The sequence below is a fragment of the Gordonia oryzae genome (genome assembly GCF_003797185.1).
GTDB lineage: Bacteria > Actinomycetota > Actinomycetes > Mycobacteriales > Mycobacteriaceae > Gordonia > Gordonia oryzae.
In genome coordinates this window covers 12908-28419 of record NZ_RKMH01000016.1, presented here as the reverse complement: position 1 = coordinate 28419, position 15512 = coordinate 12908, and the positions used below count along the sequence as shown (strand labels likewise).

11 protein-coding genes are annotated in these 15512 nt (G+C 67.8%); 8 read left to right on the top strand and 3 right to left on the bottom strand.

Features of this window, described 5'->3' with window-relative positions; all coding sequences use genetic code 11:
- Positions 1-163 precede the first annotated feature (163 nt).
- From EF294_RS18060 to EF294_RS18040, 5 genes are read left to right on the top strand one after another with little or no spacing between them, the layout of a single operon-like run.
- Complete coding sequence (locus EF294_RS18060; protein ID WP_123932351.1) at positions 164-736, top strand: nitroreductase family protein; 573 nt, start codon at positions 164-166, stop codon at positions 734-736.
- Positions 737-754: 18 nt separating this feature from the next.
- Positions 755-3751: an ATP-binding protein gene (locus tag EF294_RS18055; protein ID WP_123932350.1), complete on the top strand. Its 2997-nt coding sequence runs from the start codon at positions 755-757 to the stop codon at positions 3749-3751.
- A gap of 48 nt (positions 3752-3799) precedes the next feature.
- The gene (locus EF294_RS18050; protein WP_123932406.1) at positions 3800-4783 is read left to right on the top strand and encodes an ATP-binding cassette domain-containing protein; all 984 of its coding nucleotides are present in this window, start codon (positions 3800-3802) and stop codon (positions 4781-4783) included.
- Positions 4780-5628, top strand: coding sequence for an ABC transporter permease (locus EF294_RS18045; protein ID WP_123932349.1), 849 nt, complete (start codon positions 4780-4782; stop codon positions 5626-5628). Before EF294_RS18050 ends, EF294_RS18045 begins: the two co-directional genes overlap by 4 nt.
- 1 nt (position 5629) lies before the next feature.
- Positions 5630-6949 (top strand): hypothetical protein, encoded by a 1320-nt coding sequence (locus tag EF294_RS18040; RefSeq protein WP_123932348.1) that lies wholly within the window; start codon positions 5630-5632, stop codon positions 6947-6949.
- A gap of 17 nt (positions 6950-6966) precedes the next feature.
- Here EF294_RS18040 and EF294_RS18035 read toward each other — a convergent pair whose 3' ends face one another.
- The 3 genes from EF294_RS18035 to EF294_RS18025 are packed head-to-tail and all read right to left on the bottom strand — an operon-like array spanning position 6967 to position 10710.
- Positions 6967-8340 carry a glycosyltransferase gene (locus EF294_RS18035; RefSeq protein ID WP_123932347.1) on the bottom strand — a complete coding sequence of 458 codons (1374 nt, stop codon included), beginning with the start codon at positions 8338-8340 and terminating at the stop codon, positions 6967-6969.
- 23 nt (positions 8341-8363) lie between these two features.
- Positions 8364-9689 (bottom strand): hypothetical protein, encoded by a 1326-nt coding sequence (locus EF294_RS18030; RefSeq protein WP_246007940.1) that lies wholly within the window; start codon positions 9687-9689, stop codon positions 8364-8366.
- Positions 9690-9747: 58 nt separating this feature from the next.
- A complete protein-coding gene (locus tag EF294_RS18025) occupies positions 9748-10710 on the bottom strand; it encodes a glycosyltransferase family 2 protein (RefSeq protein WP_123932345.1) in 963 nt (320 codons plus the stop codon).
- A 612-nt stretch (positions 10711-11322) separates the two neighbouring features.
- Between EF294_RS18025 and EF294_RS18020 the strand changes: the two genes are divergently transcribed.
- From EF294_RS18020 to EF294_RS18010, 3 genes are read left to right on the top strand one after another with little or no spacing between them, the layout of a single operon-like run.
- Complete coding sequence (locus EF294_RS18020) at positions 11323-12789, top strand: condensation domain-containing protein (protein ID WP_123932344.1); 1467 nt, start codon at positions 11323-11325, stop codon at positions 12787-12789.
- Positions 12786-14183, top strand: coding sequence for a condensation domain-containing protein (locus EF294_RS18015; RefSeq protein WP_123932343.1), 1398 nt, complete (start codon positions 12786-12788; stop codon positions 14181-14183). Before EF294_RS18020 ends, EF294_RS18015 begins: the two co-directional genes overlap by 4 nt.
- Positions 14183-15460 carry a condensation domain-containing protein gene (locus EF294_RS18010; protein ID WP_123932342.1) on the top strand — a complete coding sequence of 426 codons (1278 nt, stop codon included), beginning with the start codon at positions 14183-14185 and terminating at the stop codon, positions 15458-15460. The genes EF294_RS18015 and EF294_RS18010 overlap by 1 nt, the downstream gene beginning before the upstream one ends.
- Positions 15461-15512: the final 52 nt, after the last annotated feature.

Sequence of the window (15512 nt, the reverse complement as noted above, 5' to 3'; positions counted from 1 at the left end):
ATGTCGCCGACGATGCGACGGCACGGTAACCGCAGGGCGTCGGGGTCGGGTCACAGTGCTCACCTGAGATGGTCTCGGCCACAGCGCTCAGGTGGTGCGTCGCGCGTGACAGCCACGCTGCGCTCCCCGGCCGACCACGAGCCGACAACGTAGTCTCGACGGCGTGCATGAACTCATCGAAGAACGCTGGAGCGCGCGAGGATACGACCCCGAGGCCACGCTCAGCACCGACGAGATCACCGACATTCTCGAGGCCGGGCGGTGGGCGCCGACGTGGGGGCGCATCCAGCCGGTGCGCTTCGTCGTCGGTCTCCGCGGCGACGCCACGTTCGGGCAGCTGACCGCCACCCTGACTCGCGGCAACAAGGGGTGGGCGCCATCGGCCGGCGCCCTCATCCTGGTGTGCACCAGCGACGCCGCCGACGATACCAAGCTGCACGACTACGGCGCCGTCGACCTGGGTCTCGCGGTGGCCCAGATGAGCATCCAGGCGGTCTCGATGGGGATCAATGCCCATCCCATGGCCGGCTTCGACGCGAGCATCGCACGCGCGGCCTTCGACATCCCGGCCGACAAACGGCCGATGGTGATTCTCGGGCTCGGCCGTCTGGCAGACGACCCGGCTCTTCTCGACCCGGACGTCGCCGATCGCGACCGCCAACCCCGAGAACGGCTGCCGCTGAGGGAGATCGCATTCTCCCGCAGGTGGGGCGAGCCGTTCACCGTCACCAAGTGATCCCGGCCTGACGTCGTCGTGACCGAGGCTCCCCGGACCCACCCGCGGATCGGCGTCCTGGGGCCGGTCTGCGTGTTCACCACTGCGAGCGAGGCGACGCCGGTCACCTCGGGGCGGGCGCGCAGCCTGTTGGTGTCACTCGTCCTGTCGCACCCGCGACCCGTCGGAATCGAAGCGCTCGTGGCCGACGCCTGGCCGGACCGGCCTCCCCAGAACCCGAATGGGGCGGTCCAGACCCAGATTTCGCGTCTGCGGAAGAGTCTCGGCGCCCAGATGATTGCCGGGTCGGCGGCGGGGTATCGCCTCGTCACCGATGGTCCGGTGTCAGATCTCGCTGTCGTCGAGGATCTCTCCCGGTCAGCGCGGTCCGCCGAACTCGAATACCCAACCGGGCTGCAGAATTGGCGCGGTGAGCCGGGCACCGACCTTCCGGACGGCGAGCTGCGCGCACGGCTCACCGCCCGCGCCGATCGCGCATTTCGCATTCTGCAGGAAGCCGACTGGCGCCGGCGGTTACGCACCGAACCGCAGACCGTGGCCACCGAGTTGGCGATGGCGCGCGAGCGCCGACCACTCGACGAGCATCTCGCCGCAGTACACATGCGAGCCGTTCTCGCGGCCGGAGATCCCAACGCCGCCTTGCAGATCCATGCCCGGATCGCCGCCGGGCTCGCCGAGGCACTCGGCGCCGACCCCGGACCCGAATTGGCGGCGGCCCACAGCGCCGCACTCACCTACGCACCGATGCCACGGACTCCCCCACCCCCCTCCGACGAGTACCTCGCCGATCCCGAGATGATGACGCAGTTGACCGCGGCACTGCGTGAGTCGTCGGTGGTGACGGTGCTGGGTCCCGGCGGGATCGGCAAGACGCGACTGGTCACCGAGTACATCGCCGTCCATACCCCGATGAACGTCTTCGTGGATCTGTCCGCCGCACGTGCCCCCGACGATGTGCGCGCGGCGGTGGCCGCGGCGCTCGGACGCGGTGCACTGCCCGAGCAGGGCACCGCCGCGACACCCACCGCTTCTCCGGTGTCCGCGTCCGGGATTGCCGGCGCCGCCCTGGCACACCTGGCCGCCGCCGGCGCGGTGATCGTACTCGACGGCTGCGAGCATCTGGTTGACTTCGTCGCCGATCTGATCACCGACATCCGTTCCCGACGTGACGATCTCACCATCGTGGCCACCAGCCGCATCGGACTAGGCTTGGTCGATGAGCGGAACCTCACGGTGCCCCCGTTGCCACCCGAGCGTGGCGCCGCACTGTTAGAACGGCGGATTCGCGCACTACGACCGGAGATACAGACCGACGTCGCAGTGTTCGCCGAGCTGTGCACACGGCTCGACGGTTCACCACTGGCCATCGAACTCGCTGCCGCGCAGTTGAGGCACCTGTCGCCGCGCGACCTCCTCGAACGTGTCGATTCCCGTTTCGAACTCCTCACCCCGACCGGTGGACGCCGACGCTCCTTGTCCGAGATCGTTTCGACGAGTTGGGAATTATTACCCGACAATGCACAGCGCACACTCGAGGTGCTCGCCTCGCTTCCCGGTGACGTCCGCCTCGACGACGCTCTGACGTTCGCCGAGGTGACCGAGCAATCACTGGCCGAGGTCTGCAATCATTCGCTCGCCGTCGTGGTCGACCATCCGGACGGGGCGACCCGGTATCGACTCACCGAGACGGTCCGGGAATTCGCGCGCGCCCACACCGCCGCCGATCCGGCGCGCGAGGCCGCACTGCGTCGCGAGAAGATCGCCTGGGCGAGCCGCCTCGTGACCGATGTCGCGGGAACACTGTCGGGCACCGACGTCGTCAAGGCCTTCGCGCGACTCGACGAGACCACCGACGCGGTGCTCGCGATCCTCGACTCCGTCGTCGGCGACCCCGACCCGGCCGACCCCGGTGCGCCCGCCCGGCTGCTGCCGATCACCCTATGGCGGGTGGTGCGCACCGGCGGACACCCGGGCCTCGGCGACCTCGCCGAGGCAGCTGTCTCGGGCTGTGACGACCCCGGCTGCGGCGACTCGGCCGAGATTCCCGGACTCCTCTGCGCCACCGGCTATCTCATTGCTCTCGGCAGGTATCGGGCAGCCGGCCGGGCCCGTACCGCATTGCGGCGGACGGCTCGGCGGCACCCGCCCGCCGCACATCTCGCCCCACTGGTCGAGGCCGTCAACGGCTCGCCCCGGCGACTCGCGCAAGTCCTCGCGCGGGCATCACGGTCTGCCAACCCGGTGGTGGCCGCTGTCGCGGAGATCGCGCGCTCCGACATCGCCGAATTCGCGGCCGCGCCGTCGATGTCCCGGCGGTCGGCGCTGCGAGCGGTCGTCGCCGCCGAGCTCGCCGGGCATCCATGGTTGACCGCCGCGGCACGGCACCGTCTCGGCCGCGGCCACCTGCTCCTCGGCGACCGTGCAGGTGCGGCAACCCTGTTCGCCCGCGCCGCGGATGACTATGCCGCCCTGGGCTTCCAGGAGGAGAGTTCCCGCACCCGGGTTCATCAGGCGATCGCCTTGTCGGACTCCGCGCCGGATGTCGCGGTCGAGTTGCTCGAGACCTGTCTGCGCGATTCCGGTGACACCCCGAGAGCGTTCGTCGCGACCGCACACGCCGCGCTCGCCGACCTGCGGGTCGGCGACGACCCGTCGGGAGCCCGCAGGTCCGCCGAGCGCGCCATCGAGATCGTCGGGCCGCCCACCGATGCCCACTGCGCCTATCTGCACGGGGTGCGCGCGGTGATCCTGGCGCGGACCGGCGAGATGGTCGCGGCCCGCCTGGCCGCCGAGTCGCTGCGGATTTCCTTGTCGCGCTTGGCCGCAGCTCCGGCGGCCAATCTGCCGGCCTTGGGCGCCGCCTCGGCCGCGGTGTCCCTCGTCACCGGCACCGCACCCACCGACGTCCTCGCCGGCGCCGCCCGGGGCGCCCGGTACCGGCGCGACTTCTCCGTCATCGATCTCGGCGACGGCCCACATTCACGACGCACAGCGCTGCTCACGGTCCTGCGCTAAGAGGCATGTGAAAGCGAAATGAAAGCGGCCGCGGGCACTCTCGACACCATGTTCGCCGACAGCACCCACCACTGCGACACGCTTCCCGACACCGCGATCCACGCCGATCACCTGCGCAAGACCTTCGGTGACGTCGTCGCCGTCGACGACGTGTCGCTCACCGTGCCACGCGGAACCATCCTGGGCGTCCTGGGCCCCAACGGCGCAGGCAAGACGACCACCGTGCGCATGCTGGCGACCCTGATCCGCCCCGACGCCGGACGCGCGACGATCTTCGGCCGCGATGTGGCCGCCCAGGCCACCGCGGTGCGGTCGCTCATCTCACTCACCGGCCAGTACGCCTCGGTCGACGAGGATCTCACCGCCGCGGAGAACCTCGAGTTGTTCGCGCGGTTGCTGGGATACAGCGGCCGGGCCGCACGCGCGCGCGCCACCGATCTCCTCGACCGGTTCGGGCTCAGTGCGGCCGCGCGACGCCCCGTTCGCGGATTCTCCGGTGGCATGCGGCGCCGCATCGATCTCGCGGCGTCGATGATCCGCACCCCGGCACTGCTGTTCCTCGACGAGCCGACCACCGGGCTCGACCCGACCACCCGCACCCAGGTCTGGACCAGTGTTCGCGAGCTGGTTGCGCAGGGGAGCACCGTCCTGCTCACCACGCAGTATCTCGATGAGGCCGACCAGCTCTCCGATTCCCTGGTCGTCATCGACACCGGGCGCGTGATCGCCTCCGGAGACGCCGACACCCTCAAGGATCGGGTCGGCGACCGCTCGTTGGAAATCACCGTCGACCCGGTACACCTCTCTGAGGCACGCGAGGTGCTACGCACCGCTCTCGACACGGCGGTCACCACCACACCCGAGAACGGACAGCTCATCGCCGCGATCACCGATCCGTCGGCCGCGGCTCGTGCGGTCGTGGCGCTCGACGGAGCGGGCATCGGTGTCGGGGAGGTCTCGGTGCGGCGCCCGAGCCTCGACGACGTGTTCTTCGCCCTGACCGCCGGGCCGGCCACGGAGGTGGCCGCATGAGCACCGCCGCCGGCGGTGGCCACATATACGCCGCCACCGAAATCTCCACCCCCGGAATGCGCCTGGGTACCCCCGTCGACCACATCGGTATCGGCAAGGCCATTCGGGACACCATCACCATGGCGCGCCGAGGCCTGTTGCGGCTCAAGCACACTCCACAGCAACTGTTCGACGTGATCGTCATCCCGATCGTGTTCACCGTGATGTTCGCCAACATCTTCGGGGGTGCCATCGCCGGGAGCGTGGATGCCTATCTGCCCCAGCTGGTTCCGGGCGTGCTGGTTTCGGTGACGATCACCGCCTCGGTGGTCACCGGCGTGCAATTGCGTGAGGACATGGATCGCGGAGTCTTCGACCGCTTCATCTCGCTGCCCATCGCGCGCATCGCCCCGCTCGCGGGCTCACTGATCGCCGACGTCGTGCGGTACCTCATCGCCGCGGTCATGTCGATCGGCGTCGGCGTAATCCTCGGGTACCGGCCGTCGAGTCTGCTCGGCACCATCACCGGCATCATCCTGACCCTTTTCGCAGCCTTCGCGATCAGCTGGATCTTTGCGCTGATGGGAGTGCTCATGTCGAAAGCATCTGCAGTACAGGGGGTCTCCATGCTGGTGCTCATGCCGCTTACCTTCACCTCCAACATCTTCGTGCCGGTGACCACCATGCCCGGCTGGATGCGCACGCTCGCCGAGGTCAATCCGATCTCACATCTCGTGTCCTCGCTACGCTCGCTGATCAACGACGGGCAGGTCACCGCGCATGTGGGCTGGACACTTATCGGTGCGGTCGCCATCATCGTCGTCGTCGCACCGATCACCGTGCGCGCGTATCTCCGTCAGGCCTGATGTGTCACCGGACCGACCCGAACGCCTCACCGTCGACGACGACCTCTTCCTGCGCATGGAGCATGCCCTCGGTCTCCCCGTTGTCAACCAGGCCATCTGGCGCCTGCCCGGCCGCATCGACCCCGGCGAGTTCGCGGCGCTCGGCCGGAGACTGAGCAGCGGCCGCCTGGCCCGACTGGTGGATCGGACACCTTTTCCGCAGCGGGACATATGGATTCATACCCGATCTGCCGGTGCCCACGAGTTCTGCGAGAAGGCGATCGCGGCGCACGAGATACCGGCGTGGGCCCGGCGGCAGGCCGAGGTCGGTGTGGATGCCGTGATGGGCCCGGCATGGCGCCTGACAGCCGTGTACGTCGACGACACCGGCGAAACCGCGGTGTCATGGGTCAATTCACACGTCATCGCCGACGGTGGCGCGGTGATCACCGGCATCGAGGAGGCCATGTCCGGTGAAACCTTCGACGTGACCGACGCCCGAGCCGGCGTCGGTGACACGGTCAGGGAGGGCGCCCGGACCCTGCTCGCTGCCGCCGACGCCGCCCGCAGGCTGGCGATGTCACGGCCGGCGACTCTCACCCGCCCGCCGGCACCGCCGGTCACGCCGGTGCCCACCGCCGGACAGCCGCGTGTCCCAGCGCTGAGCCCTTCGGTGGTGGTCACGGTCGACGAGTCCGAGTTCGACTCTGCTGCAGCTGCTGTCGGCGGAACCGCCAACACGCTGTTCACCGCGCTGGTGATCGGCGTCCTCGAAGCCACCGGCCGAGTTGCCGACGGCGACGAGATACCGATCGGGCTACCGGTCTCGACGCGAACGCCCGGTGATCGACGCGCCAACGCCACCATCGGCGCCACCGCACTCTATCGGGTGAGCGCCGCACGACGCCGCGATCTGCGCCCACTACGCGCAGCCAGCAAGGCCGCGTTCGCTGCGGTCTCCGACGCTCCGGGTGCACTCGAACTTCTCGGGCGGATCGCGCAACCGTTCGGCGACACCATCGTTGAGCGTCTGGCCGCCGATGCCCGGGCGCCACTATGCCTCGCGTCGAATCTCGGGACACTGGGCGACGCCTTCGCCGGCCTCGGCTGCGGCCGACCCGGACCCGTCGCCATGCGGTCGATGACGCAGGCCGCCACCACGGAAGCGTTGCGCCGCATGGACGGTGGTATCAGCGGTTGGTCGTCGCGCAGCGCCGGTGTGGTCACCCTGTGTCTGACCGCTCTCGATCCCGAACGGGTACCCGACGAGCCGACACTGAGTGGTCTGTTCACCCAAGAACTTGAGCGGTGGCGGTTGCCTGCCACCTTCTGGGGTGCCTGACCGCCCGCAGACCGCAGTTATCCGGCAACTCCCTGCGGCAGGCGCACGTCGACGATGTCGGCGGCGGTGCGCACCGCACGATCGGCACTGATCATCGTCGCCGCGAATGTGGCTGCGGCGGTACGGACGGACTCGCTGCGGGCAACCGTCAGGTCGTCGACCATCGTCTCGATCGTGAGCCGGGTGAATCGCCGCCCGGTGCCCAGCCCGAGGTCGGCGATTCGGCCGGCCCAGAACGGTTGTTCAGCGGTGAACGAGTACACGATCGCCGGGATGCCGGCACGCAGACCGGCAGCGGTGGTTCCGGCGCCCCCGTGATGCATCACCGCAGAACACCGAGGCAGCAGCCATGAATGATTCACTGCACCCACGTCGTAGATATCGGACGACTCGTCGGCTCCGGATGACACTCCGGAATCCGAGGAGACTCCCTGCGCCCTCGACCGACCACCGACGGCGAATACGCATCTCATACCGTGGCGCCGGGCGGCCGCGGCGATCGTCGCTCGCGTCGCCGCCGGATCGGCGATCGGCATCGACCCGAAACCCACGAACAAGGGCGGCTCTCCGGCATCGAGCCAACGCACCAGATCGACATCGGCGCCGGAGGTTTCGTCGAGCGTCGCACGCGCATGGGAGGGCAGATCGAGGAACCCGACCACCGGTTTGATCGACGGTCCCGTCCGCCATTGTTCGGCGAGGCCGGGCACGACACCCGGATCGTAGGCCTGGATCTGTGGGATCCGTGCGAGACTGAGTCGCTGCGCACAGGCCGTGCGAACCGGGCGCAGACCTGCTCGTCGCCGAAAGTGGTTCTCGCCGTGCCGCATCACCGACCACACCGCACTATCGTGCATTCGCCACGCACGGCGGGTCCACCGCGGTGTCCACCCGTCGGTGACCCCGGGGACCGGCCCGAACAGGCCGTTCTCCGACATCGGCGCATATCGCAGCACCGTCAGCGGCACACCGAGTCGCTCGGCCACGGCCAGCCCTCGGGCCTGACACAGCGGTGCGGCGATGAGGGCGTCGACACCTGCGATCGTGGGATCGTCGTCCAGAAAGGTCGCCATCATCGCGTCGTCGAACGCCGCGATGCCCGAGCGTGCGGTGTCGATCGCGAACGTCGCCTTACGCAACGGATGTGCCGATCGCTGGACCTCACGTGCCTCGTCCGAGGACCATTGCCGATTGGTGTCGGCGCCGATCGGCACCACCTCCCCGACCCCGGCCGCGGTGGCCAACGGCACCAGGTTGGGCGGAACCGCCACGGTGACACGGTGTCCGCGGCGTGCCGATTCCAGAGCGAGACACAGACCCGGTTGGACGTCGCCTCGGCTGCCGTAGAGCAGGAAGACCAGGTGCGCGGCGTCGGGCTCGCCGGTAGGCATTGATGTGTGCACCACCGCCGAGGTCACCAGAACCTGTGCGGGAGGCCCCAGTCGGACAACTCGTCTCCAACCACTCCCGCGAGTCGTTCACCGTCGCCGTGGTATTCAGGCACGAAACCGGCAACCGTCATGGTGATGCGGTCGCCGTACTCGACGATCCACGTCGACAGACCCGGGCCCGGCACCACTAGAGGCCGGTCCGCGTGGTCGCGAACGAGCATCCGCAGCAGGAACGACGATGCCGGCACACCGCCGATCGCACGGACCTTCTCGTCGAGCACCCCGAGATTGGACACACTGACCTCAGGCGCCGGAACGCTGCGCAGCGCGGCACCCAGAACACGGCGTGGCATCACCCGGACCAGCGCCAGCAGGTCGTCGGGGACGTCGGTACCCGACGCCGCATAGGCCGCAAACGCTTCTCGACTGAGTGATCGAAGGTATCCCAGGTCGCCGGGCCAGCGGCGCCGAGGGTCGATCCGGAGCCACACCCCGCCCGAGGCATTCGCCCGCTGGTCCTCGCGACCGCCACGCTTGCTCACCGCGACACTGACGCGGAGCTGTTCTCCGACAGGGATTCCCGACCTGCGCACCACACCACAGGTCACCGCGGTGTACAAGGTATTGCCGGTGCCGCCATGCGCCTTCGCGCACGTATGCCATCGGTCACGATCAATGTCGACGGTGACCAGGCTCGCGCGGTAAGGATCGTACGTCGGTGCAGGCGAGACGTTTCCGGCCGTCGGCATGGGGACCGTCGACCGACGTTTCTGCCGCGCCGAACGCCACACCGCCCGGGCCGACCGCCCCGCTGCCCGCGCCTGGCGTGCGCTGTCGCGCAGGTCGGCACGCATGGCTCGGGCCCCTCGGGCGCTGCGCGGTGCCGGTAACTGCGCGACCTCGCCGTCAGCGGCTGCCACGATCGCGCGCATGATGGCCTCGCCGTCGGCGACGAGGTGCGAGACCAGGAGCACCACGACGCGGCGCTCTCGCGTCGTGGTGGTGGTGTGCAGGCGCCACGCCGGTCCGCGAGAAGGCCGGAGATCGGCGGCCCGCAGGACCTCGTCGGCCCACACCCCGATAGCCGCATCATCGATGCGGGCGCCGGAGATCACCTGTGGCGCAGACGGTGACCGCAGCCACCGACGTTGCGCCCCCGGCACCCGGCGTGGCCCCACACTGCGATGGAGCTGTCCATGACTCAGCCGCTCGGCGAACCGTTCGACGGCACCGATTCCGGGGTCGTCGTCGAGCACCCAGCAATATTGAATGGATGTGCCATAGCCGAGTTTCTCCTCGGCCAGGAGGAACGCCTCGTCCGGCCCGCTCACCCGCGGAACCGGTGTCACCGCAGGATCCGACATGGTGGGCGCGCCGTCGCATTGGAACTTGCAGCGGCCGGCGCCGTCATGGCAGGCCCCGCTCGGTCGTCGTGCGCAGGAGGTTGCGCACCGAGAACGTGCCGGCGTCGGCATCGTAGGCGCGGATCAGAACCAGACGCACGGCATGGACGACGATGACCGGCGGCAGATAGCCGAACGCGGCACCGGCAGCCAGGCCGTAGCGGCGATGCAGGAGCAGTGTCCGCGGCAGGAAGCTCATGTACTGGGCAAAGGCCGGCACACCGGTTTCCATCCTCCGCGGCGACACCCCCACTGTCAGCGACGCCAGAAATGCGTTGCGCCCGTGGATGTCCTGGACACACAGACCCATGTCGACGTCTTCGAAGATGTCGCGACGCATGCTCACGCGGGTACGGATCACCCACCACACCTCGCGTCGGACCACCATGTTCGATCCGTAGAGAACGGGTATCTCCCGGGGTTCGGATGATTCCGGCACAGTCGTCCGGACGCGACGTAGGTGCCGTAGCGCGGATCCGAGGTGCCGGGCAACCCGGCTCATCGAACCTTCGAACGGCAAACCGTACGCGGCGCCCCGGCCGCACAGCGCCGACCACTGGCCCTGCGTATCCGCTTCGAAGAATTCCACGATGGTCTGCGCCCACCCCGGTGGAATTCGGGTGTCGGCATCGATGCGGGCGATGACGTCACCGGTCGCGCTGTCCATACCGGCATTTCGTGCGTGCACAAGACCTTGCTCGGCTTGCTCGACGATCCGGATTCGACGGCTCCGCAGCATTCGATCCTCGACGATCCCACGCGTGGCGTCCGTCGAATTGTTGTCTACCACTACGATTTCGGCGATGTCGTCGATCTGATCGATGAGCAGGTCCAGACACGTCCCGATGGTGTCCGCCTCATTGAACACTGGGATCACCACCGACAAGAGAATCCGTCCGGCGCCGCGCGACGCCAGCGTGCTGTCCACACCGTGGTCAATCTCGCGGGTGTTCGTATCTGAGATCATCACTGTAATCCCTTGTGTCGTAGCCATTCAGTGCGCTGACAGGCCAGCGAGATAAGTTCGCCGGGGTCGGTGCCGGATTGTATGAACATCGGGTGAACACACCGGAGGAAGTTGATACGGAGCGCCCAAGCGTCGCCACCGCAATCGAACACGACCCCCGTGATGTTCTTTCCAGCGGAGCGTAGGTCAGGTTCGGATGCCTGGCAAGACAAAGGGTTCTGGGTCACATCAATGAATTCGGATACAACGATCACCGATGGACGTCGTACGGTATCGGCAGCCGCCGCGCCCACTGAAGCCGCGCAACGAGAATTCACGCAAGAGCGGAATATTCTGCATCACTACTCACGGCCGCGGCAAGCCCAGCGAAACGTCACCTATGTCTCACTCTTCTCCGCTGGCCACCTCACGGCGACCGCCCTAATGTCGTAGACGTGTCGCCGTCAGCGGTTGGGGATGGCGGTCGGCATGCTATCGACGGCCCGATGGTGGGTGTTGTCGACGCGTAACCACGGCTATCGATGTGAAGCCATTCTCCCCATGGCATTGGTGCGCGGAACGGGGTCCGCGCCCACTCCGCTTCCTGTCCGCCTAGTCACCCCGGGGGATGTCATGGAGTACACAGAACTCGCCGACTATCCGGTCCCTGCGGGCCGGATCACCGAGTGGATCCCGACGGTCGAACCCGACCGTTGGCAGTCCGACGATCGACCACTGTCACCGAATCACACTGCACATCTGTATAATTCGGAATCAGCACCGGATTCCGGCGACCTGGGTCTGGGATCATGGATAGGCACGGCTTTCCGGTTGCCCGGCCACTTCGATCACTCGGTGTTCACCGCAGTACTGCGTGCGTGGATCGTTCGGCACGATGCGTTCCGAACGACAGTCACCCGTCGCGGCGATACCCACGCCCGGGTTGTCGTGGTCGCCGACTCGGTGACCATCTGCGCCCGGACGCAACAGGCTCCCCCACCTGGAGTCAGTGTCGACCGGCATCTCGAGCGCTTCTTCGCCCGCGAGGTGAGTGCCGTGCGGTGGCCGCATGTCGTAGCCGTCACCATCGAACCCGACAGCCCGGTCGAGGCGGCCAAGGGGGTCACCGTCATCGTCGCGGCCGACCACTCGGTGATGGACGCCTACACTCAGCTTCTACTCATCGCGGAGTTCCGCGAGATCCATCGGGCGCTCGTCGAGGGTCGGGCCCCGGCGCTGCCGACGTGCGGTTCCTACGTCGACCATTGCGCGCGCGAATTCCACGCCGCGCAAACCATGACCATCGATCACCCTGCGGTGCAGGCGTGGCGATCGTTCCTCACCACTGACGACGGCCGGCTACAGATGCCTCGCCTGCCATTGCCGACACAACCCGCTGGTGCAGTGGCAGGCGGCGCGGGTTGGCAGTCGAGCATTTCCCGGTGGCTACTGACCGCGCAGGAGACCAACGGCTTCGCCGCGGCCTGCAAGAATCACGGTGCGTCGATGTCGGGCGGCGCGTTCACCGCACTTGCGGTGGCGATTCAGCGGCTCACCGGCAACTCCTCAATCCGGTTCGTCATGCCGGTGCATACGCGCACCGACCCGCAGTCGTTGGCCGCGGCCGGCTGGTACGTCGGCCTGGTCCCGGTCGACTTGTCACTCGAGGGATCTGACACCTTCAGTGCTGCGCTGACTTCGGTGAGTACCGGAGTGCGTAGACATGCGGCGCTCGCACACGCGCCGCATCCGCGTATCGCGTCACTTCTCGGCATCGCCGAGGCGCCGCGCTTCGCGGTCTCCTATGTCGACGGCCGACATGTGCCGGGCGCCGACTCCTGGGGTGATCGGGATCGAGTGCTACGCAGCCGGATTCACAACCTCGACGAGGTCTACCTCTGGATCAATCGCACACATGCGGGAATCAACGTCTCCCTTCGCTTCCCCAACAACGAGATCGCTACGACATCGATCCACGCCTTGCTCGCCGAGTACCGGGCGGTTCTGCTCGAGGTCGCCGATCACGGCGAGCTCACCTGGGACACCGGGGCGCCGACGGAGCGCATCATGTCGACGACGCGCTCGGTGGAGCGGCGATGAGACTGGGCGCGGCTCGCGAGTGGACACCCGCGGCCGGTGACGTCGTGTGCTGGACACCATCGGAACGGTCGCTCACCGCAGCGGCCGCCGCCCCGCCACATCCGGTGGGGCCGTCTTTCCTCCAGCAGGACCACATCTCCTCGACACTCCGGCACCGCGAGGCCGGTCGGGAGCACCGCGGTTTCACCTGCAGCGTCGTCACGGTGCACGAGGATCTCGACGCCCAACGGATGGCGCGTGCGCTGACGGACTTCGTCCGTGCCCACGAGGGTCTACGCTCATCGTTCCGCCTCGACGGATCAGCGGTCTCGCGGTACGTCGTCGACGTCACGGACGTCGACTTCACGGCGTCGGTGCTCGGCGCGATCAATCCGCTTGAGCATCTGGCACAACGCCTTCCGACTGCGGCGGTATTCGATTCGTGGCCCGGGTGCGCGTTCGGGGCGGTGGCGCGTCCAGGATCGTTCGATCTGTATTACGGCGTAGATCACGCCTACGGTGATGGCGCTTCGCAGATTCTCGGTATCGCCGAGATCCTCGCGCGATACCGTGGTTCGCTTGACAATCCGCTGGTCATCGATGTCCATGACAGCTTCCTTGAGCACGTTGGCGCCGAATCGGCTCGCGCAGCACAGATCTCGCCACAATCGCCGGGCGTGACCGAGTGGCGTTGGGTCCTGGGGCGGTCGGGCGGAACGATCCCCGCCTGCCCTCTACCTCTGGGCCTCGACTCCGGTGCAGGTGGAGTGATTCCGCAACCCGTGTACATCCACAGCGACGACCTCGCCGACAGTGCGACGACGGCTCGGCTCGCCGCGCTCGCCTCCGCGCACCACACCTCGATGGCAGCGGTGATCTACGCGGCACTCGGACTCGCGCAGCGCGCACTGAACGGTGCCGAATGGTATGCAACCGCAACCGTTGTCAGCACCAGGCGGGCCGACGAGTACGCCGGCTCCCAGGGGTGGTTCTGTAACTTCGCACCACTCGGCTTCGAGGTGACCGGCGACGCGCTTGTGGAGGTACTCGACGACGCGGCTGCTGCACTTGCCCGATCGCGTACCGCCGCCGACGACCCGGTCCATGCCGCGTTGAGTGTCCTCCTCGCCGAAGGTTCCATCGACCCTGCCGTCGTGGCGAGCCCGCAGATGGTGACCTACCTGGATCTCCGGTGGTTTCCGGCACCGCCGGCCACCTCCGATCTCCTCGTCTTCACCGGCGAGGGCCGTACCGGCAATGCGTCGTTGTGGATCACCCGCGATGTCGACGGGCTCCGGATCGCCACTCAGCGCCCCGACAACCCGGTGGCCGCTGACTCGGTGCGCCGCTGGTTTCACACGCTCCGCACCATTCTCGCCGCCGCCGTGGCGGCAGATACCGTGGAGGTGGGCTGATGCGGGTCACCGCCATCGATCAGGTCGAGTTGACCGGCACCCTCACCGAGTTGTCGGTCACCTGGGTCGGCGCCCCCGCGCGGCGCGGACTTCCCGTCAGCTTCAATCAGGGCAATCATCTGCGGGCCCAGCGCAGTGGTCGCGGGGCATGGCTGGCCGGACGGGTCAGACTCCCCGCCGCCCATCCCGATCCGTCGAGGGTCGCGGGTGCGGTGGCTCGCGTACTCCGCGAACATGACGCCCTCCGAGCGTCTTTCACCGTGTCAGTGGTCCCAACGCAAGACGTTTTCGACGCCACGCAGGTGCAGGTCCGTCCCAGGGTGGTCGGGCGGGTGTGGCACGGTTTCGTGGAGTCCCTGCTCACGCAGCGCTGCCGTGCCGGCGATGTTCCCGGCATCTTCTTCGGAATCCTCGACGACACGGTGATCTGCGCGTTCGACCATGCACACGCCGACGCGATCACCATCGACCTGGTCCTCCGCCGCCTGTGCGAGTACTACATCGACCCGACGACGCCGCGACGTCCGACACTCAGTTTTGCCGATCGCTGTCTGATCGACGCCGCCGAAGCGTCGTCGCCGAGCCGATGCCTCGATGCGGACTCAACGCGACTCATGCAGGTGTGGCACGACTTCTTCACCCTCACCGAAGGTGCCGTTCCGGCGTTTCCGCTGTGCCTCGGTACCGGCCGCGCACCACAACGAACTGTCATCGTTGCGCTACTCACCCAGTCCGAATGTGCCGAACTGCTGTCGGATTTGTCGTTCGCGACGATCCTGTCCGCACTGGCGGCCGCGGTGGCCGACGTGGGTGGTCCGGAGCGGCTGGCGACGCTGATACCGATACACACGCGGGGATCACGGACATCCGGGTGGCATTCCACGGCCGGGTGGCTGGTATCCAATGCTCCGGTCGTCGTGAATGCGGGCGACCCGACCAGTGCCACCACGTGGTTACGTCACGCGTCGGAGTTGGCCGGCCTACCTCTCGACCACGTTCTGGCGCAGTGCCGTCCGCATCTGCCCACCGAGGACGTCTTCATGGTCTCGTACCTTGACTACCGCAAGTTCGGCCCGGCACTTCCTGGCGGACAACACATCTCGGCAGTGACGTCGACCGACACGGCACAGTTCTGGTTCACCCGTTCCGAGGGCGGTCTCGAGTTGCGCGTGCGCCACCCAGCGCGCCCGGTCGCCGACGGCGTCATCGCCGGCCTACTGACCGCGCTTCACCGCCGACTGCGGCAGCCGCGTCCGCTCGCCCTGCCCGCACCCTGATCGAGACATCACCAACCAGGAGCGCACTTCCGCCCCTATCCCATCAGATGGC